Source organism: Kribbella polygonati, assembly GCF_050320105.1.
In the GTDB taxonomy this organism is placed as follows: domain Bacteria; phylum Actinomycetota; class Actinomycetes; order Propionibacteriales; family Kribbellaceae; genus Kribbella.
Map to the genome: position 1 here is coordinate 3897196 of NZ_CP190129.1, position 25874 is coordinate 3923069.

The window sequence follows — 25874 nt, forward strand, 5'->3', positions numbered from 1 at the left end:
CCCTCCGAGCACCGTGCCCAAGCGCCGTCGATCGCAGCCCCTTCCACCCATGCCCCCGAACGTAGCCGAAACCTCTGGCGGCTGCGTCCCTATTTGAAGCCACACCGCTGGCGGCTGACGGTGATGTTCACCACCGCCATGCTCGGCGTCGGCGTCAGCCTCAGCGTCCCGCTGGTCACCAAGGCCATCATCGACGGCCCGGTCACCCGCCGCGAGCTGAGCATGCTGGTCCCGCTGGCCCTGCTGGCCCTCGGTCTCAGCATCTCCGAGGTCATCCTGGTCTGGATGCGCCGCTGGGCGCAGTCCCGGACCGTCAGCGACCTCGAGGCCACGCTGCGGCACGACCTGTACGTCCGGCTGCAGTCGCTGCCGATGGAGTTCCACACCCGCTGGCAGAGCGGTCAACTGCTCTCCCGAGTGACCACCGACCTGTCCACGATCCGCCGGTTCATGGGCTTCGGCCTGCTGTTCCTGGTGATGAACATCCTGCAACTGATCGTGGTCACGATCCTGCTGCTCCAGCTGTACTGGCCACTCGGCCTGGTCGTCCTGGTCGCCGCCGTGCCGATCGTCACGGTGTCGCTGAAGTTCGAGAAGAAGTACCTGCGGATCTCCCGCAAGGTGCAGGACCAGCAGGGCGACCTGGCCACCCGGATCGAGGAGTCCGCGCTCGGCTTCCGGGTGATCAAGGCGTTCGGCCGCCGGCCGTACGTGCAGTCGCAGTTCGACGACGAGGCCACCACGCTGTACGACACCGAGGTCGCGAAGGTCCGGCTCGCCAGCCGGTTCTGGAGCTTCCTCGGCGTGATCCCGAACCTGACCCTGGTGATCGTGCTGCTGCTCGGCGCGCTCGCCGTCGGCCGGGAGGCGATCACGCTCGGCACCCTGGTCGCGTTCATCACGCTGATGCTGTCGCTGGTCTGGCCGGTCACCTCGCTGGGAGCGATCCTGGCGATGGCGCAGGAGGCGATGACCGCGGCGGACCGGATCAGCGAGATCCTCGACACCTACTCGGTGATCAAGTCCGGCCCGGAGGAGCTCACCGGGTCCCGCGGGCACCTGCGCTTCGAGAACGTCGGCTTCCGGTTCTCCGACGACTCGACCGAGGTGCTGCACGACATCAACCTGGACCTGGCTCCGGGTACGACGCTCGCCCTGGTCGGCGCCACCGGCTCGGGCAAGACCACACTGACCGCGCTGGTGCCCCGCCTGTACGACGTGACGGCAGGCCGGATCACCATCGACGGCCACGACATCCGGGACCTGTCTCTGGTGTCGCTGCGGACGGCGGTCGCGTCCGCGTTCGACGACCCGACGCTGTTCTCCATGAGCGTCCGGGAAAACCTGACGCTCGGCAGGCCCGACGCCTCTGAAGCAGAGGTACAGCAGGCGCTGGAGGTCGCACAGGCACAGTTCGCCAACGACCTGCCGTGGGGTCTGGAGACCCGGGTCGGCGAGCAGGGCATGTCGCTGTCCGGTGGCCAGCGGCAACGGCTCGCCCTGGCGCGCGCCGTGCTCGCCAAGCCGGCCGTACTGGTGCTGGACGACACCCTGTCGGCTCTCGACGTACACACCGAGGCCCTGGTCGAGGAAGCGCTGCAGAACGTGCTCTCCGACACCACCGGCATCGTGGTCGCGCACCGTGCGTCCACCGTGATGCTGGCCGACAAGGTCGCGCTCCTGCAGAACGGCACGGTCACCCACGTAGGAACCCATCAGGAACTGCTGGCGACGGTACCGGCGTACCGGCACCTGCTGGCAGCGGAGGAAGAGGAGGTGCACGCATGACGACGACCCAGCAGACACCTCCTCAGGACAAGGAACAGCAAGAGCAGCCCGAGGAGCAGAAGTGGCGCGGGTTGTTCGAGGAGGACCCCGACCGGGAGATCTCCCGCGCGACCAGCATCCGGCTGAAGGAGGACTCCCGGAAGCTGCTCGGTGAGCTGCTCCGGCCCTACCAGAAGCTGATCTGGCTGCTGGTGGTGATCGTGATCGTCGAGAACGGCGCCCGGCTCGCGGTGCCGTACCTGGTCCACCTCGGCATCGACAAGGGCATCCCGCCGATCCTGGCGGGCGAGGGCTCGAAGACGCTGATCACGATCGTCATCGCCGTTCTCGTGTCGGCGTTGCTGCAGGCGTGGGCACGGCAGATCTTCCTGATGCGCTCCGGCCGGCTCGGCCAGACCATCCTGCTCGGGCTGCGGAAGCGGGTGTTCGACCACTTCCAGCGGTTGAGCCCGGCCTTCCACGACCGGTTCACGTCCGGTCGGGTGATCTCCCGGCTGACGTCCGACGTGCAGGTCATCGACGAGATGCTGGCCAGCGGGTTCGACAGCCTGGTGACCGCCGTGCTGACTCTGGTCGGTACGTCGATCATCCTGCTCACGCTGGACGTCAAGCTCGGTCTGATCGCGCTGCTCTCGTTCCCGGCGCTGCTGGTGCTGACGGCCTGGTTCCGGAAGCGGTCCGCGGTCGTCTACCGGCAGACCCGGGAGGCCGTCGTACTCGTCATCGTGCACTTCGTCGAGTCGATGACCGGGATCCGCGCGGTGCAGGCGTTCCGCCGGGAGCCGCGCAACGAGGAGATCTTCCACGGGGTCAACGACCGCTACCGGAAGGCGAACCTGGAGTCGTTCCGGCTGAACGCGGTGTTCATGCCGGCCATCAAGGGCGTCGGCAACATCACGATCGTCGCGATCCTGGCGTACGGCGGTTACCAGGCGTACCACGGGCACGTGACGGTCGGCGTACTGACCGCGTTCCTGCTGTACCTGCGGCAGTTCTTCGAGCCGCTGCAGGACATCACGCAGTTCTACAACACGTTCCTGTCCGCCTCGGCGGCGCTGGAGAAGCTGTCCGGCGTACTGAACGAGACCCCGGACGTGCCGGAGCCGGTCCAGCCGGTCAAGCCCGGCACGGCGCACGGTCAGCTGGAGCTGCGGAACGTCCGGTTCGAGTACGTCGACGGCGTACCGGTGCTGCCCGGGCTGCAGCTCGACGTACCGGCAGGCCAGACGCTCGCGCTGGTCGGTACGACGGGCGCCGGCAAGACCACGATCGCGAAGCTGGTGTCGCGGTTCTACGACCCGACCGGCGGCCAGGTGCTGCTCGACGGCGTGGACCTGCGGGACCTGACCGAGGACGACCTGCGCGAGCGGGTCGTGATGGTGACCCAGGAGAACTTCCTGTTCACCGGATCGGTGGCCGACAACATCCGGTTCGGCAAGCCGGACGCGACCATGGAGGAGGTCGTCGAGGCCGCCAAGGTGATCGGGGCGCACGAGTTCATCAGCGCGCTGCCGAACGGGTACGACACCGCGGTCGAGAAGCGCGGGTCGCGGCTGTCGGCCGGTCAGCGGCAGCTGGTCGCGTTTGCCCGGGCATTCCTGGCGAACCCGGCGGTGCTGATCCTGGACGAGGCGACGTCGAGCCTGGACATCCCGAGCGAACGGCTGATCCAGCGGGCGCTCAAGACCATCCTGGCGGACCGGACCGCGATCGTGATCGCGCACCGGCTGTCCACGGTGGAGACCGCGGACCGGGTGCTGGTGCTCGAGTACGGCCAGATCATCGAGGACGGTTCACCGGACCACCTGATCACGGTCGACGGCCACTACGCCGGCCTGCACCAGGCCTGGGAAGAGTCCCTGGCGTAACAGCATCAGGGGAAGGGGCGCGGCTACTGGCTGCGCCCCTTTCTCATGAGCGGCGGGCGGCGCCCGCCTCCCTGACCACAGACCACGCGTCCGCGACCGGGCCGACGTGGTGGAGTTTGTCCGGGTTCACCACCGCGCGGATCGCCTGGATCCGGCCGTCGGCGATGTCCAGCGTCCAGGTGTTCACCACGCGCCCGTCGCCGTCGCGGAAAATCGCCCCCGGCTGCCCGTTCACCTCGTGCGGCTCGACCACCCCGCCGATCCGCGCGAACGGCTCCGCCAGCCCCGCCAGCATCCGCGCCACGTTCGCCGCACCGACGATCAGTCCACGCCCCCATTGCGGCGCCTTCCCGCCGGCGTCCCCGACCAGCTGTACGTCGGCCGCCAGGAACTCCATCAACGTCCCGACGTCCCCGTCCCGGAACGCCCCGAAGAACCGCACCGCGAGCTCGTCCCGCTCCCGCCGATCCGCCGCGAACCGCGGCCGCCCCGCGTCCATGTGCCGGCGCGCCCGTACGACGAGCTGCCGGCACGCCACCTCCGACCGCCCCACCGCCGCCGCCACCTCCGCGAACCCGAACCCGAACACCTCCCGCAGCACGAACGCCGCCCGCTCCAACGGCGACAACCGCTCCAGCAGGAGCAGCGCCGCCATCGACACGGAGTCCGCCAGCTCGGCCGCCCGCTCCGGGTCCTCGTACGGGTCGGACAGCAACGGCTCCGGGAACCACGGCCCGACGTACTCCTCCCGCCGCCGACGGGCGGAGCGCAGTACGTCGACAGAGATGCGGGCGACGACCGCGGACAGGAAGGCCTTTGTGGAGACGGGTTCTGTCGGCGTACCGGCGTACCGCAGCCAGGTGTCCTGTACGGCGTCCTCGGCCTCGCTGACGCTGCCGAGGATGCGGTACGCGATCGAGAACAGCAGCGGCCGTAGCTCCTCGAACTGCTCGTCCTTGGAAGGCATCAGCTCAGCTCAGCCTTGAAGCCCTGGCGCCAGGACGGGTATTGCAGCCGCCAACCAAGGTCCCGCTTCGCCTTGGCGTTGGAGAAGCCACGGCCTTCGGTCATCATCACCACAGCCTGGTCTCCTGCCAGCGGTCGCGCCAGCCACACCGGGATGCGCATGGGCGGCTTAGCACCCGCACACTGCGCCAGGTACGGCAGCCAGTCGCTGGCCGGCGCAGGGTCGTCGTCGACGATGTTGAACACGCCCGTGACCTTCTGCTCGACAGCCAGCACCGTTGCGCTCGCAGCGTCGTCCAGGTGCACCCAAGAACTGTAGCCAGTCCCCCGCCCGACGAGCGGGTACTGGCGTTTGCGTACAAGCTCCACCTGGTCGTCGATGGCCCCGCGCCCGTAGAACGCGCCGTACCGCATGACCGCACCACCGATCTTCAGCACCAGGTCCTCGATCCTGCCGAGTGCCTTGAGGCCTACGTTGGCGGCTGTGCCTTCCAGGAGGTCGAGCGGGTCCTCTTCCGTCTTGACCCAACCGCCTTCGCGGATGCCGTTCCAGCTCGCGTAGCCCTGCGCAACGAAGTGCGGGACACCTACGGCCTCAGCTGCCGCCAAGAGGTGGTCCGTGCCTTCCGTACGGAGCCGGTTGGTCTTCGCGAACCACTTGTCCGGATGCTTGATGTCCGGTTTGCCCGCATGTGTCATGGAGATCGCCGTCATCTGGTGCACGATCACGTCCGGCTTAGCCAGGGCTACAGCCTCACCTACGGCCGCACCGTCCAGCCCGTCCATCACCACACCGTCAGCACCAGCAGCCTTCAACAACCCCAGCTTGCCCGCACTGGTCGTGGTAGCAGTCACCTGGTGCCCCCGCGCCACCAACTGAGGCACCAGCCGCCGCCCGAGCACCCCACTCCCACCAGCCACAAACACCCGCATCTTCATCCTCCTCGTCTTTAACCCCCGAGACGAGACAGCCCCGAATCCTGTGACATCGGGTTTGTCCGAAGGCGTCTGTAGCTTGGTCCTCATGCTCACGACGCTGGCAGTGGAGAACTACCGGTCGCTGCGGCGGGTTGTCATGCCGTTGGGTGGGTTGAACGTGATGACCGGCGCCAACGGGACCGGGAAGTCGAGTTTGTACAAGGCGCTGCGGTTGCTGGCCGATGCGTCGCGGAACGGGGCCGTGGCGGCGTTGGCGCGGGAAGGCGGGCTGCAGTCGACGTTGTGGGCCGGGCCGGAGCATGTGCGCAAGGACCGGCCTACGCAGGGGACGCGGCGGACCGGGCCGGTGACGTTGCGGATGGGTTTCGCGGGCGACGACTACGGCTACCTGATGGATCTCGGGCTGCCGATCGCGCACGGGTCGCAGTTCGACCTGGATCCGGAGATCAAACGGGAGGCGCTGTGGGCCGGCCCGTTCCTGCGGCCGGCGGCGCTCCTGGTGGAGCGCAGCAACAGCGAAGTGCGGATCCGGTCGGCGAGCGGAGAGTGGCAGCGCGCGGGGCACAAGTTGCAGACGTTCGACAGCATGCTCAGCGAGTTCGCCGATCCCGAGCGGGCGCCGGAGCTGATGGTGGTGCGGGAACGCCTGCGGGGCTGGCGGTTCTACGATCACTTCCGGACCGACGCCACCGCGCCCGCCCGGTTGGTGCAGGTCGGCACGCGGACCGCCGTACTCGCCCCTGACGGAGCGGACGTCGCGGCCGCGCTGCAGACCGTCCGCGAACTGGGGCCGCGTGGCGTGCTGGACGAGGCGATCGAGCTGGCGTTCCCGGGTAGCCGGATCGAGGTCGTCAACACCGCGGGGCGGTTCGAGATCGCGTTCCACCAGCACGGGCTGCTCCGGCCGCTCTCGGGCGCCGAGCTGTCCGACGGCACCCTGCGGTACCTGCTGTGGGTCGCCGCGCTGCTCACGCCGCGGCCGCCCGAGCTCCTGGTCCTCAACGAGCCCGAAACGAGCCTGCATCCGGACCTGCTGCCGGCCCTGGCCAACCTGGTCGTCACCGCGGCCAAGGAGACCCAGGTGATCGTCGTCTCGCACTCCCGCCCGTTCATCAGCGCGCTGGAGGCACTCTCCCCTGACCTCCAGACAATCGAACTGCTGAAGGAGAAAGGCGCCACCACGATCACCGGCCAGGGCCCGCTCGACGAGCCGCCCTGGAAGTGGCCCAGCCGGTAGCTAGTGCTTGACGCTCTCGAAGCGGACCAGGATCACGGAACCTGTCGCCGACAGCAGGAAGCCCGCGATCGCGGCCGGCCACCAGCCTGACCGTACGGCGTCGTTCAGCACGAACACGCCCACGGCGGCCGGGGTGATCGTCTGCAGCGCGATCATCGGCGTGGTCGCCAGCGTCACCGAACCGCGCTGCAGGGCCAGCGAGTACAGGATGAACGCGAGCGCTCCGCTGATCGGCAGCGTGTACAGGGTCGGGCTGTGGAACAGCTCGGCCAGCGACCCGTCCTTGAGCAGGCGCGCGGAGATCGCGACCCCGGCGTACCCGAGACCGGCCAGCAGACCGAGGAGCGCGGTCGAGGCACCATGTTGCGAACGGCTCGCGACAGCACCCAGTACGGCGATCGTGACGAGGCCGACGATGATGCCGATGGTGAGCCCGTGGTGCTGGGCGGCCGCGCCCGCGTCGCCCGCCGCGACCGCGAGCAGGCCGAGCCCGACCACCACGCCGATCACCGCCGACCACTCGAGCGCACTCAGCCGGTCCGACATCAACCGGGTCGCGAGCAGCGCCGTGACCACCAGGCTGACCGCGATCCCCGCCTGGGCCAGGTACAGCGGCAGCAGCCGCAGGGCGACGAAGTGCAGCCCGAAACCCGCCAGGTTCAGCGCCAGCGCGCCGAGGAACGCGGGCTGCTTGAGCAGCTTGACCACGAACCCGCCGAGCCGCCGCGGATCCAGCTCCGACTCGGTCGGCACCTTCCGCGAACCGACAGCCTGCAGGATCGCCCCGACACCGAACAGCACCGCGGCGCCGAGCGCCGCCCCCAGGCCGAGAACCACTACGCGACGACCCTACGACGCCACGTGAGGTACAGGCTGAGGCCCGCGTAGTACACCAGGTACGCCAGCGAGATCACCACGACCACCACGTTCGGGTGCGGCATCTGCGCCAGGAGTACGGCGTACGACGCCAGCCAGATCGCCGTGGTCAGCAGGTTCAGCGAGCGGAACGCCTTGGTCCGCGACGGGTACACGTACTTCACCGGGATGAACACCAGCGCCGAGAACACCACCAGCAGTACGCCGGTGACGACCGGGCTGAGGCCTAGCACGATGATGTAGAACGCGACCACGTTCCAGTAGCTCGGGAAGCCCAGGAAGAAGTGGTCCTCGGTCTTCGCGTCGACCCGGCAGAACTGGTAGCTCGACGCCAGCAGCGGCAGCGCGCCGAGCACCGCGCCCCAGGTACCGGCCGGGAGGTACCCGCCGGTCCAGAGCAGCACGATCGGCGCGAAGGCGTACGTGAGGTAGTCGACGATGTTGTCGAGCATCGCCCCGTCGAACCACGGGATGGTCTCCTTCACCCGCAGCCGGCGCGCGAGCATCCCGTCGGTACCGTCGATCACCAGGGCCGCCAGCCCGAGCCAGAGCGCCCGGACGGCGTCGCCGTCGATGGCGGCGATCACGATCAGCAGCGCGAGCACCGTTCCGCTCGCGGTATAGGCATGCAGTGCCAGTCCGGCCAGACGCAGCCGCGTCGACCCGACGAACGGTTCCCGCACCGCGTCGTGTGTGGTCAGGACAACTCCCAGAACTCATCCGACGCAGAGCGCCGGCCCGGGTCAAGGTGAACCCGGCCGCCGCCAGCGTCTCACAAGCCTGGTCCCGCTCCTGTCACCGACCGTCATCCGGAGCGAGATCTTTGCAAGGACTTAGTTGACCCGGTCCAGCAGGAACACCGGAATCTTGCGGGAGGTCTTGGTCTGGTACTCGGCGTACGGCGGGTAGGCGTCGACGCCGCGGACCCACCACTCGTCGTACTCCGCGCCGTCGATCTCGCGGGCGACGTACTCGCCGGCGACGTCGCCGTCCTGCAGGGTGACCTTCGGGTCGGCCTTCAGGTTGTTGTACCAGACCGGGTTCTTCGGGGCGCCGCCGAGCGAGGCGAACGCGGCGTACACGCCGTCGTGCTCGACCCGCATGACCGGCACCTTGCGGATCTTCCCGGACTTGGCGCCGCGCATCGTCAGCAGCACCACCTTCATGCCCTGGATGCTGACCGCGTCGGTGGTCCCGGCCTCGGTCACCTTGTCGACCTGGTCCCGGACCCAGCCCGCGGTGCTCGGCACGTACTCGTCGTCAGAGTTTGATGTCATGTCACCAATACTAGGGGCATCGCGCCGTCACGGCGCGCAGGACCGCAACTGGGTCGCGGTGGCGAGCGTGGCCTCGATCCAGCGGCGGCGCAGGAAGTGCGCCTTCAGCAGCCGGTGCATGCCGTCCAGCACCACCAGCCGGCCGCGGTACGCGACCAGGTTGATCGGGAAGTCCAGGTCCGCGTCCATCACCCGCTGGTAGTGCGCGCGGAAGTTCATCGGCGTCTCCGCGACCTGGTGCGGGGTGACCTTGAACCGCTCCCCCGCGAGCTGCCACAGCGGCAGGTCGAACATCCAGACCAGGTCCGCGATCTCGACCGGCTCCACCTTCAGGTCCAGCTCCCACAGCTTCGCGAGCTGCCAGCGGTACGGCGGGAACACCTCGCGCAACGTGTCCGGCATCATCGCGACCAGTTCGTCGAACGAGACGTCCGGTGCGGCCCGATCCGCGCCGAAGGTGTCGCCCAGCCCATCGATCGTCACGACGGAGCAGGCTACGCCATCGGCAGGGCGACCACGACAACGTTGCTGAGGTACACCTGCCCGTTCCAGTCCTCGCACGTGACCAGCACCAGCCGGCCGCTGACACCCTGGTCGAACACCTGCGCCGCCCGCTTCGCCAACGTCGCCTTCCGGTACGTCGTGACCGTGGCGACCCGGTACTGCAACTTGCCCCGCACCGTGGCGACCTGCACCACCGAACCCGGCGCGAGCTTGCCGAGGTCGTCGAAGGCCCCGCCGCCGGTGTGGACCGTGTGGCCGGTGATGACGGCCGAACCGCGTTTGCCCCCAGGCTGTGCGCCGCCCGACCACCAGCCGACCGTCGTCGGGTCGGACGGCGGGGTGAGGGCGGAGTGGACCGCCTTGATCGAGACGACGGGCGCGTTCACGTCGAGCTGCGGGATCGTGATGCCGGTCGGACGGCCGGGGCGGGTCACCACCGGCATCCGGCCGGTCGGCCCGACCGGCTTCGGGACCGACCTACTCGTTGGTGTACCCGACGATCCGGCGGGCGACGGCGCGGACTGGGCCGACGGGGACGGCCGGGGCGCCGCGCCCGCGTGGTCGTCACCGCCGAACTGCAGGTACGCGCCGGCCGCCAGTACCCCCGCGCCCGCCACCGCGACCACCCCGCTCCACCGGAACGGAGCGGGACGGCCACGGCGACGGGCGGGGGTCATCTCAGGCCTGGCTGTGCTTTCCGCGGCGCCGCAGCGCGACGAATCCACCACCGGCGAGCATCGCACCACCGGCGGCGAGCAGCAGACCGCCCACCAGCCCGAACGGACCGTTGCCACCGGCAAGCGAACCGCCCGCCGTGCCGCCGAAGCCGGCGTCGACCTCGGTCGGTACGCCGCCCGTCGGCGTCTCGGACGGCCCACCCGCGGCCGGAGTACTGGCCGACGTACCGGGCGAAGCCGGGGTCGTCGCCGACGGAGACTCAGACGAGCCCGGCGGCGCGGTGGTCGCCGGAGGCGTGTCACTGGTCGCCGGAGGCGTGTCCGTCGTGGCCGGCGGCGTGTCGCTGGTCGCCGGAGGGGTGTCGGTCGTGGCCGGGGGCGTGTCGGTCGTCGCGGGCGGCGTGTCCGTGGTCGCCGGTGGCGTGTCAGTCGTCGCCGGCGGGGTGTCGGTGGTCGCGGGCGGCGTGTCCGTCGTGGTCGGCGGGGTCGACGGCGGCGTGGTGGGCGGGGCGTCGCAGCCCTTCACCCAGAACACCTTGTGCTTCTTGTCCGCGCCGATCGAGCCGGGCGCGTTCACGGTCAGCTTCACGTGATAGCCCTGCTGCGGCTGCGGCTGACCGGTGAACTTCAGCTCGTAGACCTCACGCGCATCGAGGTCGGTGCCACCCTTCGCCGGATCCTCGCCGATGAATGGGTGCAGGTTGCCGGAGACAACTGTGAGCCCGCTGCCCTTCGTCGGCGCGTGCTCCTCGAAGGTGACGGTGGCGTAGTAGTCACCCTTGTCGAAGTTGTAGAACTCGACACTGAACTTGCACCCCTGGTGCGGGTTGTTGTCCGGCGGCAGGCTCTGGAAGTCGGCGTTCTCGATCTTTACGGTGCCGTTGTTGCCCTTCGGATCCTTGGTGGCCTGGTCGGCGTTGGCCTGGGGCGCGACGAGCAGGGCCGCGGCGCCGAGTAGCAGTGAGAGCGCTCCGGCGCCGGCGAAGATGCCGGCCGCGCGGGAGCGAACACCCGTGTGGGTCATGTCCGTCCTCGTGCAAACAGGGGAAAGAAGTCCAGGAGAAGTATTTCGGTTCCGTTACAGCAGTCAAGATGGTTCTGTAACGATTGACCCTGTGGATCCTGGGTTTTCCACAGCCTGCCGCTGACGCCCACGCACCGGGGGCTGGTGGTGACCTTCCCGGTGCGTGAGCTGCTTGTTGCCGAGGACAAGTTCGGTCAGCGGGTGTGGCGGCCGTGGCGGCGGAGGGTCGCGATGGCACCGCCGGCGAGCAGCATCCCGCCGAGTGTCATCAGGATGCCGCCGGTCGCGCTCTTGCCGGTGCTGGTGGTCGCGGCCACCGTCCGCGTCGGCACCCCGGCAAGCCCAGCCTCCACCGCCGTCGGCACCCCGGCCGTCGTCTGGTGCGAGGTCGCCGGAGTACTACGCGGCGAGTGGGTCGGAGTACCGGACGGCGTGGTCGCGGGCGCAGTAGGAGGCGTACTCGCCGGCGTCGTGGGAGGTGTAGTCGGAGGCGGCTGGGTGGTGGGTGGCGTGGTTGGAGGTGTGGTCGGCGGCGTGGTCGGCGGCGTGGTCGGCGGCGTGGTCGGCGGCGTGGTCGGCGGCGTCGTGGGTGGTGTAGTTGGAGGTGTGGTCGGAGGAGTCGTGGGCGGCGTGGTGGGCGGGGTTGTCGGCGGAGTTGTGGGTGGGGTGGTGGGTGGGGTGGCGTTGCAGCCTTGGACCCAGAAGACCTTGGACTTGGTGTTGTTGCCTTGGGCTCCGTCGGCGTGGATCGTCACCTTGACGTGGTAGCCCTGCTGCGGTTGTGGCTGGCCGGTGAACTTCAGCGTGTAGACCTCGCGCGCGTCGAGCCCGCTGCTGTTGATCGGCCCACCGCCGATGAACGGATTCAGGTTCCCCGACACCACCTGCAGCCCACCGTCAGCCGTCGGCGGCTGATCGGCGAAGGTGACCGTCGCGAAGTTCGGCCCAGGATCGAAGTTGTAGAACTCGATCGTGAACGTGCACCCCTGGTGCGGGTTGTTGTCCGGCGGCCGGTCCCCGACCTCGACGCCGTCGATCTTGATCGTCCCGTTGTTCCCCGGCGGCGCGGCCATCGCGGCCACCGGCGACACCGGCGTACCCCGTCCGGAGTCCAGCAACAGCACCCCGGCACCGACCAGGACTGTGAGTGCTCCGGCGGCTGCCGCGATCGCGGCAGCCTGAGCACGAACCCCCTTGCCGACCATTCCCGCTCCCCAGTGTCAACATGGCCATAACACGGGCGGACATCTCATCAGCAGTATGCTCTTCTCGTTGCCCAAGTCAACGAACTCGGAAGCTGACAACGAGAGACTTGCTTGCCTCAGGCATGCGCCTTGCGGTGGATGATCACGATCGCCGAGTCGTCCCCCGGCCCGCCGGCGGTCGCGACCAGCTCCTGCGCCGCGCCCAGGAACCCCTGCGCCACCAGCCGTTCCGCGTGCCCGGCCAGCCGGTCGGTACCGCGGCCGATGTCCCGCCGCGGCGTCTCCACCATCCCGTCGCTGTACAGGAACAGCGCGTCCCCCAGCTTCAGCTGCCCGTGGTTCACCTCGAACTCGGGCGCCTCGACCAGTCCGAGCAGCGGCCCGTCGGCGTCCCGCGTCTGCCACCGCCCCGACCAGGCGTCGAACTGGATCGCCGGCGGATGCCCGGCCGTCCGTACGTCGAACTCCCCGGTCGCGAGGTCGATCGCGACGTGCACGACGGTGGCGAAGTCGTCGTCCCACTCCTGCCGCCGGATGTACCGGTTCGCCGAATGCAGGAACTCCTGCTCGGGTACGACGCCCAGCAGGCCGCCGAACGCACCGGACAGCAGCAGCGCCCGGGTCCCGGCGTCGATGCCCTTGCCGGAGACGTCGACCAGCGCGACCTCGAGCACCTGGTCGTGCACCGTCGACACCACGAAGTCGCCGGAGAACGTCGACCCGCCGGCGGACTGGATCGCGACCTCGACCCGCCAGCCGGGCGGCAGCTTCGGCATCTCGCCCTGCGCGGTGAGCGTGTCCCGCAGCTCCATCAGCATCGACTCGCCGCGGGTGCCCGGCACCCCGAGCCGGCTGCGCACCTTCGCGCTGGTGATCATGATCCAGCCGACCACCAGCAGCACCAGCACGAACCCGAACCGGGGCAGCGACGGGCCACGGGACAGGACGACGTACGCCCCGAAGACCGCGGTGATCGCGGACAGCGCGACCAGCTCCCGGAACTGCAGCAGCACGCCGCCGACCACCAGCGGGACGATCAGGAACGAGGCCGGCGTCAGGTCCGGCCAGGCGAGGCCCGCGATCGCGATGATCAGCTGCAGAAGCATCAGGAAGACGAACGCGACCCGGTGCGAACGGCGGGCACGACGGCCCAGCGCCTCGACCCGGCGGCCGATGCGTCGTACCAGTGCAAGACCACCGCTCTTCCTCATGCTGTGAAGAAGATAACGGTACCGATCGGTCCGCGCATCAATTCGAGACACAACCGAGGACTGTCAGCTCTTGCGAGTGAGACCGGTTCGCTGGCATTTGGGACACCAGAACAAGTTACGGCCCGCGAGGACCTTCGTCCGAATCACCGACTGGCAGACGTGGCATCGTTGCCCCTGGCGCCGGTACACGTACACCTCGCCGCCGTGGTCGTCCTGCCGCGGGTCGCGTCCCATCGCCTCCGGTGTGTGGTCGTCGGCGACCGTGTCGATCCGACCGGTCTCGACGCCGTACTTCATCAGTTCGAGCAGGTCGTCCCACATCCCCTGCCACTCGCGCTTCTTCACGACGTTGCCCGGCGTCATCGGGTTCAGCTTGGCCCGGAAGAGCACCTCGGCGCGGTACACGTTGCCGACACCGCTGAGCACGTCCTGGTTCATCAGCAACTGCCCGATCGGCAGCTTGCTCCGGTGGATCCGCTTCCAGGCCGCCTCCGGGTCTGCGTCGTCGCGCAGCGGGTCCGGACCGAGCCGGCTCAGCAGCTTGTCGCGTTCCTCGTCGGTGATCACCTCGCACACGGTCGCGCCGCGGAGATCGGCGTACGACGTGGCGTTCTGCAGCCGGACCCGGACCGCGCCGACCGGCTCTGGCGCAGGAGTCCGACGTAGGTCCATCGTGCCGATCAGCCCCAGGTGGATGTGCAGCCAGCCGGCGCCCTCGAAGTCGGCAAGGAAGTGCTTGCCGTGGGCCTCGGTCAGCCGCAGGACGTGGCCGTCGAGCAGCGCGGCGCCGTCGGCGAACCGGCCCTGCGGGCTGGACGCCCGGACGGTACGGCCACCGAACGCGTCCCAGACGTCGTTCGCCAGCCGGTGCAGGGTGTGACCTTCAGGCATGATTCCTTCTATGGGGACGACAGGTGGTTCCAAGGGCGGTAAGGCCTCGCCGGCCAGTCCGGCCGTGGTCGGCACCGGCCGGAGCATGCGGGCGAGGGACGTGTCCAAGCCCCGGCAGCCGGTGCACCGCCGGCCGGTCCTGCCGGCGACCGGACCGGACGACGATCACGGCAGCGGCGATCAGGGCAGCGACGATCAGGGCAGCGGCGGGAGCTCGCCGGTCGACTCGTAGCCGTCCAGCATCTCGATCCGCCGGGTGTGCCGCTCCTCACCGGAGTAGTCGGTCGCCAGGAACGTGTCGATGAACCCGGTGGCCTCCTCCTCGCTGTGCATCCGGGCGCCGACGCTGATCACGTTGGCGTTGTTGTGCTCGCGGCCGAGCCGTGCGGTGTCGGTGCTCCAGGCCAGGATCGCCCGGACGCCCTTCACCTTGTTCGCGGCGATCTGCTCGCCGTTGCCCGAACCGCCGATCACGATGCCCAGGCTGCCCGGGTCCGCGACCACGGCCTGCCCGGCGCGCAGGCAGTACGGCGGGTAGTCGTCGACGGCGTCGTACGCCGCCGGACCGTGGTCGACGACGTCGTGCCCGGCAGCGGTCAGGTGCTGCACCAGGTGGTTCTTCAGTTCGAAGCCGGCGTGGTCACAGCCGATGTGCACTCGCATGGCGGCAATCTACTTGTCAGCTCGCCGCTGCCCGCACGCCGCCCGGCACAGTCAGGGCCGCCGTCAGCTGCGTCACAGCGGCATAGGCCTGCTCGTACGGCGTACCGCACGGGTGCAGCGTGTAAACGGCGACGATGGTGCGGTCGTCGGCGCCTACGGTGCCTGTGGTGTGCAAGGCCTCGCTGACAAGGTCAACCACGGACTCAGGCTTCGCCTTGTCGGTGTTGTAGCCACTGGAGCCCTGGAACCCGGACCAGCCCTGCTTGATGCTGAAGCCCGGCGCGAACACCGACGGGATCCCGAAGTACTGGTCGAACCCGTCGGTGCCGTTCCGCGTCGCCTGGTGCAGCTGGCCCATCACGAACTCACGGACCGGCGCCGGCGCCTCTTCCAGCAGGTACCGGTAGATGCGGACGGTGTCGGCGGCCGTGATGGCGACGTACCCCCAGAAGCCCGGGTGGGTCGCGGGCGGCCCGGCTGTGTGCGTCAGCCCGAGCCGCCCGACCATGCGCTCCACCAACGCCGCACCGTCACGCTGGTCCCAGTAGTAACTGGCCGCATCGTCGTCGCTACTGCGCAGCATCACCTCGAGTCGCGCCCGGTCCTCCTCCGGTACGGCGTACTCCGGACCGCGGTCCCAGAAGAAGTCGAGCGCGATCAGCAGCTTCACCACCGACGCCGAGCGGAACTGGTGCTCGGCGTGCTGCTGCTGGACGAACTGGCCGGTCTGGCGGTCGAACACCGCGATGCCTGCGGTCAGGGTCATCTGAAACCTACTCACCCACTGGACGGATTCCTGAGTGAGCAACTTTCACCGTAGTGACGGCTCCAGTTCAAGCCCTGAACCGTCAGTCGAAGATCGGGCCGCGGTCCCGGGTGCGCTTGATCTCGAAGAAACCCTCGGTGCCGGCCACCAGCCGGACGCCGTCCCAGAGCTTGCCGGCCGCCTCGCCCTTCGGCGCGGGCGTGACCACCGGGCCGAAGAACGCGGTGCCCTCGACCGCGATCACCGGCGTACCGACCTCCATGCCGACCTGGTCCATGCCGGCGTGGTGCGACTTCTTCAGCGCGTCGTCGTACCGGTCGGTGTTCGCCGCCTCGGCCAGCGACTCCGGCAGCCCGACCTCTGCCAGTGCCTCCCGGATCAGCCCGTCGACGCCGTCCACGATGCCGCGGCCCTCGATGTGGATCCGCTTGCCGAGCGCGGTGTAGAGCGGCAGCAGTACGTCGTTGCCGTGCGCCTCCTCGGCCGCGATCAGCACCCGCACCGGACCCCACGCGTTGGTCAGGAAACTCCTGTACTGCTCCGGGAGCTCGTCCCGGCCGTCGTTCAGGACGGCGAGGCTCATCACGTGCCACGTCGTCTTCACGTCCCGGACCTGCTCGACCTCGAGCATCCAGCGAGACGTCATCCAGGCCCAGGGGCAGGCCGGGTCGAACCAGAAATCAGCGGAGGCTGTCATATTCACCATCATACAAAGTTGAAGAACACGGATACCGTCTTGGTATCCAATACCCAATGTCGCGGGGAAACCCTCGGCGAACCTGAGAACCACGTGCATAGGATGCGGACATGCCTGGAACCAACCTGACGCGCGACGAGGCGCGTTCCCGTGCGGCTGTGATCAGTGACGTGAGCTACGCGATCGAGCTCGACCTGGCCAACGCCCCGACCGGCGCACCGACGTTCCCGTCGGTGACCACCGTCACGTTCGCCGCCGAGGCCGGCGCGAGCACGTTCGCCGACCTGATCGCCGACCAGGTCCGGGAGGTGACGCTGAACGGCGTCGCCCTCGACCCGGACACGGTCTACGACGGCGCCCGCATCCAGCTCGACGGGCTGGCCGAGCGCAACGAGCTCACCGTGGTGGCGGACTGCCTGTACTCGCGGACCGGTGAAGGGCTGCACCGCTCGGTCGATCCGGCCGACAAGGAGACCTACCTCTACACGCAGTTCGAGGTGCCGGACGCCCGCCGGGTGTTCGCGACGTTCGAGCAGCCCGACCTCAAGGCCCCGTTCACCTTCACCGTCTCCGCACCGGCCCGCTGGGTCGTGATCTCGAACGCCCCGACCCCGGAGCCGACGCCGTACCAGGGCGCCGACGGCGAGGAGCTGGCCCGCTGGGAGTTCCCGCCGACCGAGCGGATCTCGACGTACATCACCGCGGTCGTCGCGGGTCCGTACCACGTGGTCACCGACGTGTACGAGGGCCCGCACGGTTCGTACCCGCTGTCGCTGCTGTGCCGTCCGTCGCTGCAGGGCGCGCTCGACGTCGACGACCTGTTCGAGGTCACCAAGCAGGGCTTCGCGCTGTTCGAGGAGGCGTTCGGTACGCCGTACCCGTTCCACAAGTACGACCAGGCCTTCGTGCCGGAGTACAACATGGGCGCGATGGAGAACGCGGGCTGCGTGACGCTGCGCGACGAGTACCTGTTCCGCAGCCGGACGACGCACGCGGAGATGGAAGCCCGCGCGAACACCGTGCTGCACGAGCTGGCGCACATGTGGTTCGGCGACCTGGTCACGATGACCTGGTGGGACGACCTCTGGCTGAACGAGTCGTTCGCGGAGTGGGCCAGCCACTGGGCGCAGGTGGTCGCGACGACGAAGTACAACGACGCCTGGACGACGTTCTGCAACGCCCGGAAGAACTGGGCGTACCGGCAGGACCAGCTGCCGTCGACGCACCCGATCGCCGCGGACATGATCGACTTCCACGCGGTCGAGGTGAACTTCGACGGCATCACCTACGCCAAGGGCGCGTCGACGCTGCGGCAGCTGGTCGCGTTCGTCGGCGAGGAGACCTTCGTCACCGCGCTGAAGGAGTACTTCAAGGACCACGCGTTCGGGAACACCGAGCTGACCGACCTGCTGAAGCCGCTGGAGAAGGCGTCCGGCCGCGACCTCGACGACTGGACCGAGCGCTGGCTGCGGACCGCCGGCGTGAACACGCTGCGCGCCGACTTCGCGGTCGACGACCAGGGCGCGTTCACGTCGTTCGCGATCGAGCAGACCGCGACCGAGAAGTTCCCGGTCCTGCGTCCGCACCGCCTCGCCGTCGGCCTGTACCGCCGTACCGACGCGGGCCTGGTCCGCACCGAGCGGTTCGAGGTGGACATCGACGGTGCGCGGACCGAGCTCCCGGAGCTGACCGGTGCGACCCAGCCGGACCTGGTGCTGCTGAACGACGACGACCTCACCTACGCGAAGATCCGGATGGACGAGCGGTCGAGGGCGACCCTGGTGGAGTCGATCGACCAGCTGACCGAGTCGTTGCCCAGGGCCCTCGCCTGGGGCTCGGCGTGGGACATGACCCGGGACGCGGAGATGCCGGCCAGCCAGTACGTCGGCATCGTGCTGCGCGGGATCCGGGCCGAGACCGATCTGACCGGTGTGCGCTCGCTGCTCGCGCAGGCGAACACCGCCGTCAATCAGTACGCCGCCCCGCAGAACCGGGCCGCACTGCGGGCCCAGCTCGAGAAGGCACTGGGCGAGCTGGTCGCCGGCGCCGAGCCGGGCAGCGACCACCAGCTGGCGTTCGTCCGGGCATACAGCTCGGCGGTGTTCTCCGCTGCCGGAGCCGAGCGGCTCACCGGCTGGTTGGAGGGACGTGACCTGCCGGAGGGTCTGGCTGTCGACACCGACCTGCGCTGGACGCTGATCGTGGCGCTCGCCCGGCTGGGCCGGATCGGTGCCGCCGAGATCGACGACGAGCTGACCCGCGACACCACGATCACCGGTCAGGAGCGGGCCGCCCAGGCCCGGGCCGCGCGGCCGACCGCGGAGGCCAAGGAAGAGGCCTGGCGGGTCGCGGTGGAGTCCTCGGACACCCCGAACGAGACGCAGTTCCGGACCATCCTCGGGTTCCAGCAGCCCGGCCAGGAGGACCTGCTGCGGCCGTACGTCGAGAAGTACCTGAGCGCGGCCAAGGACGTCTACACCCGGCTGGGCTCGTCCATGGGCGAGAACGTGCTGGTGTACCTGTCGCCGCGGCACCTGGCCGATCAGGCGGCGCTGGACGCGCTGACCGGCTGGCTGGCCGCGGAGTCGGGGTCGGTGGACGCCCCGACGCTCCGGTACGTCACCGAGGCTCAGGCCGACCTCACGCGCGCCATCGCCGCACAGGCGACGGATACCGCCACCAACTGAGGTTTCTGACAGGGCCGGTCTCACTCTGGGACCGGCCCTGTTGTTTCTTGGACGTCGCTTTGAACCTCGTCGTGCGGTAAGACTGGAGCGGTGCCCGCCTCTGACCCCGCCTTGGCCGGTGCGGCAGCTGTTGCGCTGACCGGACTCGCAGAGGCGTACCGACCCCGCCCCGTCACTCCCCTGATGCCCTGGCGCTACTCCAACCGCCTGGTGAAGCCGTACATCGTCACGGCTCGCGGACGGCAGTGGGACGACGAGATGGTCGAGATCGCCCGCGGTACGGCGACCCGGCAGCTCGAGTTCGACGACGCCATGGGCGCCGTCGGGCTCGGAGTCGTCGTACTGCATCTGGGCGACGACGGTGTCTACCTGGTGGTGCAGAGCTGGGCGCGGGACTTCCAGTCCCGGTTGAGCATCTTCAGCGGGATGGACGTCGACGACCTGCGCCCGGCGCCGATCGGTGCCGCGCCGTGCGTGTGGGAGCTGGAGGTGCTCAGCCACGAGCGCACGGCGTACGTGAACCACATCCTGGCCGGAGACGTCGACGTGGACGGCTGGCTGGACGACGCTCTCGACACCCGCCCGACCGTCCGGTACGACGGCATCCCGTCGGGGACCTAGTTGTTGCCGGCCGCGTCCAGCCGCTGACGCTGCTCCGGTGTGAGCTCCAGGTCGGCCGCGGCGAGGCTCTCGTCGATCTGGGCGACCGATGACGCGCCTACCAGCGCCACGGTCGGGATCTCGCCACCTGTCAGCCAGGACAGCACTACCTGGTTGGCCGTTGCGCCTGTCTCCTTAACGACCTTGTCCAGCGCGCTCTTACGAGCCCTGGTGCCGGCGTGATCGTAAGACTCGTCCAGCGGCCTGTCGGCTCGCACGTACCCGCCGCTGAGCAGCGGTGTGTACGCCACCAGCGTGGGACCGGGCTCACCCCGCAGGTAGCTCAGCAGGTTGCCTTCGGCGACGCCGATGCTCCCGTCCTTCGAACGGAGACCACCGAGGTCGGTCCGGGCCCGGAAGTACGTGTGGTGGTACTGCAGCAGGTCGTGCGACGGCAGACCGGCCGCGGCCGCCACCGCCCGGTACCGCTCGAGCCGCCAGGTCCAGTAGTTGCTCAGCCCGACCAGCCCGACCAGGCCTTCCCGCACCGCCGATCCGAACGTCTCCACCTGCTCTTCGATCGGTACGGCGGGGTCGTCGATGTGGGCGTAGTACACGTCCACATGGTCGCGGCCGAGGTTGTCCAGGCTGCGTGCCAGCGACTCCTTGACGACCTGCGCCGACAGCCCCTCCAGGTTCTCGCTCAGCTGCTTGGCCGGCTGCGGCGGACGGCCTCCCACCTTGGTCGCGATGGTGAGCTCGTCGCCCACCCCGCGGCTCTTCAGCCAGCGCCCGAGCAGCTGCTCGCTCTCGCCACCCTGGGTGCCGTTCACCCAGAACGCGTAGTTGTTGGCCGTGTCGACGAACGTACCGCCCGCCTCGACGTACCGGTCCAGGACCGCGAACGAGGTCTTCTCGTCGGTCACCGTTCCCATCAGCATCGCCCCGAGGGCGATCGTGCTGACCCGGCGCTGTCGCGCGGGGTCGCTCCCAATCGTCAGCTCTCGCATGCGCCCAGCCAAACAACTAGAGCGCTGTCTAGGTCAAGCCCCTCAGCCTCACCGCACATCAAACGATTGCTGGTCGGCGGACCGTGAGGGGTTGTACGCGGTGCGCGATATCCCTTGTGCGAAAGAGATTCTTGCCACCTGAAAGCTGCTCACTTTCCCCGGAGTTCGGTTTAAGCTGCACCGGAGTTCTTGGGGAGGGACCCTCGTTGTGACACGTGTCGGGCATCGCAGGAAAAAGAAGCGCTCGCGGAGCGCGGTCAGTGCGGGCATCGTGGCCACGCTGGCGCTGGCTGCCGTGGTCGGGTTCGTCCTCACCCGCGGCACGACCACGAGTCCCACCGCCGACGGGGTGCAGCTGGGCTCGGGAACCGACAGCGGCGCCGCCGCCCCGACCACCAGCGCCTCCGGGACCGCCACGAAGGGCGACCGGAAGCCGCCGGTCTCGCAGACGCAGCCGACGGCCAAGGTGCAGACCACGACCCTGCCGCCGGTGAACACCGGCCCGGAGTCGCCGAAGTTCAAGCACCGCGAGTGGATCGCCGTACTGGACAAGTACCCGGCCGACGCGGGCGACACCGCCAAGGCGACCGCCACCAAGGTGACGCGCGCCGGGATCCCGGCGAAGGCGATGCTGGTGAACGGTCAGTACCCGGGACTGAAGGACAGCTCGCTGGCGCCGATCACCGGAACCTGGATGGTCTACCTCGGTCCGGGCACGTCCTCCGAGCAGATGGTCACCCTCTGCCAGGACCCACGCACCCAGGCCGCGTACCCGAACCCCTGCCCGACCTACGAACCGGCCGGCTGAGGTACGGCGTCGGTCGCGAGCCGGGCGTGCAGGTGGGAGTCGTGCCGCTGTCCGGTCGGCTCGACGTAGTACTCGCGCATCACGCCCTCGAGCCGGAACCCGGCGCGGAGCGCGACATGGCAGGACCCCTCGTTGACGAGCGAGTGGTCGAGCGAGATGCGGTGCAGCCGGAGGCCGTCGGCGGCGAAGCCCCAGCGGGCGGCGGCGTCCAGCGCGCGGGCCCCCAGCCGGCGGCCGCGGGCGACCGGGCTCACCCAGTACGCCGCGACTGCCTGATCGGGGACGCGGTGCACGTCCCGCAGGGTCACGCTGCCGATCACCCGGTCGGTGTCGCCCTCGGCGATCGCGAAGACCGCGTTGCCGTGCGCCCAGCCGTCGATCCGCGGCTCCAGCCACCTGCGGCCCCGCAGGGCGGCCGGTGAGCTGATCACCGCGGTCCCGGCAGTCCAGCGCAGGATGCCGGGGTCTTCCAGTGCTTTGGCGACGGCGGCCTCGTCCGACCCGACGAACGGGCGAAGGACCACGTCGCCGAGCTCGATGCGATGCGGCTGCAGTGCGGCCATGGCTGGAGCATCCCCCTCAACACCACGCCGCGCCGAGCAGTTGCCCGGCGCGGTGGATCGGCAATGCGCGGTAGGCGTGGCCTACAGCTTGTGCGGCTCGTTGTTCGCGTGCAGCAGCGGGGCCTGGTGGGCGTGCGCGCCGAGCTGCTGTACGCCGGTGACCAGGCCGCCAGCGAGGTCGCCGGTCGCGAACGACGTCTGCATGGTCAGCGCGGCCAGGCCGGCGGACGCGTCCGACAGCTGGCGCCGGGCCTGCTCGCCGGTGACGATCTCCAGCCGGCGGCCGGCCGGGTCGACGTACACCAGGACGGTGCTGTCCGGGTCGTCCAGCTCGTTCAGCAGCTCGACCGCGAACGGCCGGGTCTCGGAGTCGGCGCCGCCGACGTACACCGAGAAGTGCAGGCCGGACGCCTCCTCGGCGTTCCGGACCGCGCGCTCGAGGTCGTGGAGCTGGTCAGGGGTGAAAGCGTCACCAGCTGGCACTTGCGCCTCCGATCGTGCGGGCGACGCCGGTGGCGGTCGCGGTGGCAGCCGGAGCGGGGTCGAGCTCGGGCAGGTGGGCGGGGTCGGGCTTGGTCGCCGTCGGGCCGTTGATCCAGACCGGCGGTGCCCACCAGGACAGCCCCGGACGGTACCGCGGCCCGTTCGCGATCGAGGAGGCGAACGTCAGCAACGCCACCACCGAGATGACCAGCGCCGGAATCCCGACGAACACCAGCAACGAGTGCCCGGACAATTCAGCAATCACGCCAGCAGACTAGTCCCTGACCGTTGCCGGCGGAGCCACCGCCCCTCCGGCAACGGCCGGCGCGACAGCCTCAGCAGCAGCCTCAGCAGCCGCCGCAGTCCTCCCAACAACCCGCGCGAAGCGCGGTGCTGTTTGTTCTGTCAGCAGCCACCGCAGTTGTAGTACGTGATGTCCCAGTGGCTGCCCTCGTCGGCGTAGATGTTGCCGGCGCCGGACTTCCACTGCGGGTAGCCGTCGCCGCGGTCGGCGATCCGGGTGAACGTGTTGTGGATGTAGTTCCCGACACAGGTGTACTTCGAGATGTCGACCTTGTAGCCGTTCCAGTGGCTGTAGGTGCCGCTGGCGTGGCCGGTCTCGGTCCCGCCGGTGATGTTGATCGCGCAACCGCTCGCGGTCTTGAGGGTACGAACGCCGTACACGGTGCTGTCGTTGATCTGGTCGAACGACGTACAGGTCGCCACGTTGCGGTTCGAGCAGTTGCCGCTCGACGACCAGGTGATACCGGCGGCGCGGAAGATCGCGGTCGCCTGAGCATGCGTCAGCTTGGTGACCGCCGAGGCCTGCTCCACTATCACCACGCCGGGCAGCAACCCGGCCAGCACGGCAACCAGCGGTACGACGACACGTCGGAGCACAGATTTCATGGGGACACTCCTTGAAACGGGGCGGTTTTCAAGAAGTGAACTTCCCGCGAAAGATATTTCCGAAACGTGGCTAGATGTTGAGCGCTCCGATCAGGCGGCGGAGGCGGAGGTTGTTGGGGAGGTCTTCGACCAGGACGGGGTCGCCTTCGGGGCCGCCGAGGGGGACTCGCCAGTTGGGGTACTCGTCGGTGGTGCCGGGCTGGTTCTGGGTACGGCGTTCGCCGACGGCGTCGGTCAGGGCGACGCCGACGAGCTTCGCCGGCGTGTGCGCGACGTACCGGTGCAGCGCCTCCACGATCCGCTCGACGTCGCCGTCGGTGTTGCTGAGCAGGTGTCGCTCCCGGAGCGCGTTGAGCCAAGCGTCGCGGTCTGCCTCGTCAACAGCGAGCTCTTCGGCCACAGGACGTGTGAGCAGACCTAGGCGGTTCCGTAGCTCCACGTGGTCGCCGGCCAGGTACCCAGCCGTCGGCGGGAGGTCATGCGTCGTCACAGTGGCCAGGCAGAGCTCCCGCCACCGCTCCGGCGCCAGGGGCTTCCCGTTGGCGTCCCGCTCGAACCAGAGCACCGACGTGCCAAGAACGCCGCGTTCGGTCAGGTAGTCCCGCACCCAGGGCTCCACGGTGCCCAGGTCCTCACCGATCACCGTGACGCCTGCCCGTTGCGCCTCCAGCACCAGGATGCCCACCAACGCCTCGTGGTCGTACCGCACGTACGTGCCCTCGGTCGGCCGCTCCGGCGACGTCACCCACCACAGGCGGAACATGCCGAGGATGTGGTCGATCCGCAGCCCGCCACCGTGCCGCATCACTGCCCGCACCAGGTCCCGCCAGGCGGCGTACCCGGTCTCGGCCAGCGCGTTAGGGCGCCACGGCGGTTGCGACCAGTCCTGACCCTGCTGGTTGAACGCGTCCGGCGGAGCGCCCACGTGGATGTTCGGCGCGAGCACGTGCTGCAAGGCCCACGCATCGGCGCCGTCCGGATGGACGCCGACAGCCAGGTCGTGTACGACGCCCAACGCCATGCCGGCCGCCTTCGCCCGGGCCTGGGTCCGCCCCAGCTGCTCGTCCAGCTGCCACTGCAGCCAGCAGTGGAACTCGACCGCGTCCGGGTTCTCGTTGCGGAAGGCAACAACCGCCGGCGACGTCGGCTCCTGCAGCTCCTCCGGCCACTTGCTCCACTCCGGCCCGTGGACGTCGGCGATCGCGGCCCAGGTCGCGAAGTCGATCAGCCCCTGGCTCTCGCGGTCGCAGTACGCGCCGTACTCCGCGATCCGCCCCACGGACGGCTGCACGCGGAACAGCACCTGGAGTGCCTCACGCTTGGCGGCCCACACCGCGTCCCGGTCGAGCATGGTCGAGTCCTCGCTCAACGCCCGCGCCTGCAGTGCCAACGCCCGTACCTGGTCCCGCTCCATCGGTGCGAGGTCGCCGTACTCGTCGATGTCCTCGATGCGCAGGTAGATCGGGTTCCCGAACCGCCGTGACGCCGGGAGGTACGGCGACGGCTCCATGCGGCCTGCCAGCTCAGCCGCGTGCAGGGGGTTCACCAGCACGAAGCCGGCGCCCAGGTCGTGCGCCGACCACGCGGCCAGGTCCCCCAGGTCGTGGAGGTCGCCGATGCCCCAGGAGCGGCGGGAGCGTACCGAGTACAGCTGAAGAACCCAGCCCCAGGTGCGAGGCAGCTTCTCGGGCTCCAGCTTCCGCGGCGTCACGATCAGCGTGCTGACCGAGATCTCCGGGCTGGTGCCGACGCGTGCACAGAGCCGGTGATACCCGAGCGGCAGGTCGCCCGGCAGCTGGAACGTCGCCTCACCGACCTGTACGCCGTCGATCCACTCCGGCTCGATCCACTTGTCCTGCTGCGGGATGTCCCGCCGCTGGCCGCCGTCCTCAAGATCCACCCACACCTCGGCCGCGGAACCGTGCGGCAGGTGTACGGCGAACCAGGGCGTCCACCCCTCCCGCATCACCACCGTGGCAGGCAGCGTGCGGCGCCAGCGCGCCTGCTGGTGCTCAGCCAGCGCAAGGGCGGCCTGCTGCGGCGTGGAGGCGTCGACACCGAGTGCAGCGAGCACATCGGATACGACCTCGCTGGAAACGACCACGTGCTCGCCTTGCCAGTTCCAGTACTCCGTGGCCACGCCATGGGCGACTGCAAGCTCGACAAGGGCCGGAGTGGGAGCTGTCACCCCAGCGAGTCTGCCGTATCAACCGCACGGAGGGCGA

The 25874-nt window shown here is 69.3% G+C and carries 27 protein-coding genes; 7 read left to right on the plus strand and 20 right to left on the minus strand.

The features are described 5' to 3' along the window. Nucleotides 1–123: 123 nt before the first annotated feature. Complete coding sequence (locus ACQHIV_RS18510) at nucleotides 124–1788, plus strand: ABC transporter ATP-binding protein (RefSeq protein ID WP_427895930.1); 1665 nt, start codon at nucleotides 124–126, stop codon at nucleotides 1786–1788. Then, complete coding sequence (locus ACQHIV_RS18515; RefSeq protein ID WP_427895931.1) at nucleotides 1785–3656, plus strand: ABC transporter ATP-binding protein; 1872 nt, start codon at nucleotides 1785–1787, stop codon at nucleotides 3654–3656. The genes ACQHIV_RS18510 and ACQHIV_RS18515 overlap by 4 nt, the downstream gene beginning before the upstream one ends. 43 nt (nucleotides 3657–3699) lie before the next feature. Here the strand turns inward: ACQHIV_RS18515 and ACQHIV_RS18520 are convergent, their stop codons facing one another. Together ACQHIV_RS18520 and ACQHIV_RS18525 are read right to left on the minus strand one after the other, a co-directional pair. Further along, a complete protein-coding gene (locus ACQHIV_RS18520; RefSeq protein ID WP_427895932.1) occupies nucleotides 3700–4623 on the minus strand; it encodes an RNA polymerase sigma-70 factor in 924 nt (307 codons plus the stop codon). Further along, nucleotides 4623–5561: an NAD-dependent epimerase/dehydratase family protein gene (locus ACQHIV_RS18525; RefSeq protein WP_427896524.1), complete on the minus strand. Its 939-nt coding sequence runs from the start codon at nucleotides 5559–5561 to the stop codon at nucleotides 4623–4625. Before ACQHIV_RS18525 ends, ACQHIV_RS18520 begins: the two co-directional genes overlap by 1 nt. Before the next feature lie 85 nt (nucleotides 5562–5646). Here ACQHIV_RS18525 and ACQHIV_RS18530 point away from each other — a divergent pair, with 85 nt between their 5' ends. Beyond that, the gene (locus ACQHIV_RS18530; protein ID WP_427895933.1) at nucleotides 5647–6798 is read left to right on the plus strand and encodes an AAA family ATPase; all 1152 of its coding nucleotides are present in this window, start codon (nucleotides 5647–5649) and stop codon (nucleotides 6796–6798) included. Here ACQHIV_RS18530 and ACQHIV_RS18535 read toward each other — a convergent pair whose 3' ends face one another. The 9 genes from ACQHIV_RS18535 to ACQHIV_RS18575 all read right to left on the minus strand — a co-directional run bounded on the left by ACQHIV_RS18535 (nucleotide 6799) and on the right by ACQHIV_RS18575 (nucleotide 14463). Beyond that, a complete protein-coding gene (locus ACQHIV_RS18535) occupies nucleotides 6799–7635 on the minus strand; it encodes a hypothetical protein (protein WP_427895934.1) in 837 nt (278 codons plus the stop codon). After that, nucleotides 7635–8357 (minus strand): CDP-alcohol phosphatidyltransferase family protein, encoded by a 723-nt coding sequence (locus ACQHIV_RS18540; RefSeq protein ID WP_427895935.1) that lies wholly within the window; start codon nucleotides 8355–8357, stop codon nucleotides 7635–7637. The genes ACQHIV_RS18535 and ACQHIV_RS18540 overlap by 1 nt, the downstream gene beginning before the upstream one ends. A gap of 150 nt (nucleotides 8358–8507) precedes the next feature. Continuing rightward, nucleotides 8508–8951, minus strand: coding sequence for a nitroreductase family deazaflavin-dependent oxidoreductase (locus ACQHIV_RS18545; protein WP_427895936.1), 444 nt, complete (start codon nucleotides 8949–8951; stop codon nucleotides 8508–8510). A gap of 27 nt (nucleotides 8952–8978) precedes the next feature. Next, complete coding sequence (locus ACQHIV_RS18550) at nucleotides 8979–9434, minus strand: hypothetical protein (RefSeq protein ID WP_427895937.1); 456 nt, start codon at nucleotides 9432–9434, stop codon at nucleotides 8979–8981. 11 nt (nucleotides 9435–9445) lie between these two features. Continuing rightward, complete coding sequence (locus ACQHIV_RS18555) at nucleotides 9446–10072, minus strand: sortase domain-containing protein (protein WP_427895938.1); 627 nt, start codon at nucleotides 10070–10072, stop codon at nucleotides 9446–9448. Between the two features lie 61 nt (nucleotides 10073–10133). Further along, complete coding sequence (locus ACQHIV_RS18560) at nucleotides 10134–11156, minus strand: hypothetical protein (protein ID WP_427895939.1); 1023 nt, start codon at nucleotides 11154–11156, stop codon at nucleotides 10134–10136. A gap of 194 nt (nucleotides 11157–11350) precedes the next feature. After that, nucleotides 11351–12361, minus strand: a complete 1011-nt coding sequence (locus ACQHIV_RS18565; protein ID WP_427895940.1) for a hypothetical protein — start codon at nucleotides 12359–12361, stop codon at nucleotides 11351–11353. A gap of 116 nt (nucleotides 12362–12477) precedes the next feature. Further along, nucleotides 12478–13572 (minus strand): PP2C family protein-serine/threonine phosphatase, encoded by a 1095-nt coding sequence (locus ACQHIV_RS18570; RefSeq protein ID WP_427895941.1) that lies wholly within the window; start codon nucleotides 13570–13572, stop codon nucleotides 12478–12480. A 63-nt stretch (nucleotides 13573–13635) separates the two neighbouring features. After that, nucleotides 13636–14463 carry an Fpg/Nei family DNA glycosylase gene (locus tag ACQHIV_RS18575; RefSeq protein ID WP_427895942.1) on the minus strand — a complete coding sequence of 276 codons (828 nt, stop codon included), beginning with the start codon at nucleotides 14461–14463 and terminating at the stop codon, nucleotides 13636–13638. 10 nt (nucleotides 14464–14473) lie between these two features. Here ACQHIV_RS18575 and ACQHIV_RS18580 point away from each other — a divergent pair, with 10 nt between their 5' ends. Next, on the plus strand, nucleotides 14474–14695 hold the full coding sequence (locus tag ACQHIV_RS18580) for a hypothetical protein (RefSeq protein ID WP_427895943.1): 222 nt from the start codon (nucleotides 14474–14476) through the stop codon (nucleotides 14693–14695). On the opposite strand, the gene ACQHIV_RS18585 is transcribed toward ACQHIV_RS18580, so the two are convergent. From ACQHIV_RS18585 to ACQHIV_RS18595, 3 genes are all read right to left on the minus strand, one after another. Then, a complete protein-coding gene (locus tag ACQHIV_RS18585) occupies nucleotides 14659–15126 on the minus strand; it encodes a ribose-5-phosphate isomerase (protein ID WP_427895944.1) in 468 nt (155 codons plus the stop codon). The two genes, ACQHIV_RS18580 and ACQHIV_RS18585, sit on opposite strands and share 37 nt — an antisense overlap. 16 nt (nucleotides 15127–15142) lie before the next feature. After that, nucleotides 15143–15892: a hypothetical protein gene (locus ACQHIV_RS18590; protein ID WP_427895945.1), complete on the minus strand. Its 750-nt coding sequence runs from the start codon at nucleotides 15890–15892 to the stop codon at nucleotides 15143–15145. An 82-nt stretch (nucleotides 15893–15974) separates the two neighbouring features. Beyond that, nucleotides 15975–16589 (minus strand): DsbA family protein, encoded by a 615-nt coding sequence (locus ACQHIV_RS18595; RefSeq protein WP_427895946.1) that lies wholly within the window; start codon nucleotides 16587–16589, stop codon nucleotides 15975–15977. A gap of 110 nt (nucleotides 16590–16699) precedes the next feature. Here ACQHIV_RS18595 and pepN point away from each other — a divergent pair, with 110 nt between their 5' ends. Continuing rightward, nucleotides 16700–19276 (plus strand): aminopeptidase N, encoded by a 2577-nt coding sequence (gene pepN, locus ACQHIV_RS18600; protein ID WP_427895947.1) that lies wholly within the window; start codon nucleotides 16700–16702, stop codon nucleotides 19274–19276. A gap of 183 nt (nucleotides 19277–19459) precedes the next feature. After that, nucleotides 19460–19897, plus strand: coding sequence for a hypothetical protein (locus tag ACQHIV_RS18605; RefSeq protein WP_427895948.1), 438 nt, complete (start codon nucleotides 19460–19462; stop codon nucleotides 19895–19897). Here the strand turns inward: ACQHIV_RS18605 and ACQHIV_RS18610 are convergent. Continuing rightward, nucleotides 19894–20886: an aldo/keto reductase gene (locus ACQHIV_RS18610; RefSeq protein ID WP_427895949.1), complete on the minus strand. Its 993-nt coding sequence runs from the start codon at nucleotides 20884–20886 to the stop codon at nucleotides 19894–19896. The two genes, ACQHIV_RS18605 and ACQHIV_RS18610, sit on opposite strands and share 4 nt — an antisense overlap. A gap of 208 nt (nucleotides 20887–21094) precedes the next feature. On the opposite strand from ACQHIV_RS18610, the gene ACQHIV_RS18615 reads away from it, so the two are divergent. Then, a complete protein-coding gene (locus ACQHIV_RS18615) occupies nucleotides 21095–21694 on the plus strand; it encodes a hypothetical protein (RefSeq protein WP_427895950.1) in 600 nt (199 codons plus the stop codon). Here ACQHIV_RS18615 and ACQHIV_RS18620 read toward each other — a convergent pair. The 5 genes from ACQHIV_RS18620 to malQ form a co-directional block, all read right to left on the minus strand. Then, nucleotides 21676–22257, minus strand: a complete 582-nt coding sequence (locus tag ACQHIV_RS18620) for a GNAT family N-acetyltransferase (RefSeq protein ID WP_427895951.1) — start codon at nucleotides 22255–22257, stop codon at nucleotides 21676–21678. The genes ACQHIV_RS18615 and ACQHIV_RS18620 overlap by 19 nt on opposite strands. A gap of 81 nt (nucleotides 22258–22338) precedes the next feature. After that, nucleotides 22339–22740 carry a DUF5130 family protein gene (locus tag ACQHIV_RS18625; protein WP_427895952.1) on the minus strand — a complete coding sequence of 134 codons (402 nt, stop codon included), beginning with the start codon at nucleotides 22738–22740 and terminating at the stop codon, nucleotides 22339–22341. Beyond that, on the minus strand, nucleotides 22727–23005 hold the full coding sequence (locus ACQHIV_RS18630) for a hypothetical protein (protein ID WP_427895953.1): 279 nt from the start codon (nucleotides 23003–23005) through the stop codon (nucleotides 22727–22729). The genes ACQHIV_RS18625 and ACQHIV_RS18630 overlap by 14 nt, the downstream gene beginning before the upstream one ends. A gap of 140 nt (nucleotides 23006–23145) precedes the next feature. After that, nucleotides 23146–23649 carry a hypothetical protein gene (locus tag ACQHIV_RS18635; protein ID WP_427895954.1) on the minus strand — a complete coding sequence of 168 codons (504 nt, stop codon included), beginning with the start codon at nucleotides 23647–23649 and terminating at the stop codon, nucleotides 23146–23148. A 70-nt stretch (nucleotides 23650–23719) separates the two neighbouring features. Continuing rightward, entirely contained in the window at nucleotides 23720–25837 is a 2118-nt protein-coding gene (gene malQ, locus ACQHIV_RS18640) for a 4-alpha-glucanotransferase (RefSeq protein WP_427895955.1), read from the minus strand. Nucleotides 25838–25874 lie beyond the last annotated feature (37 nt).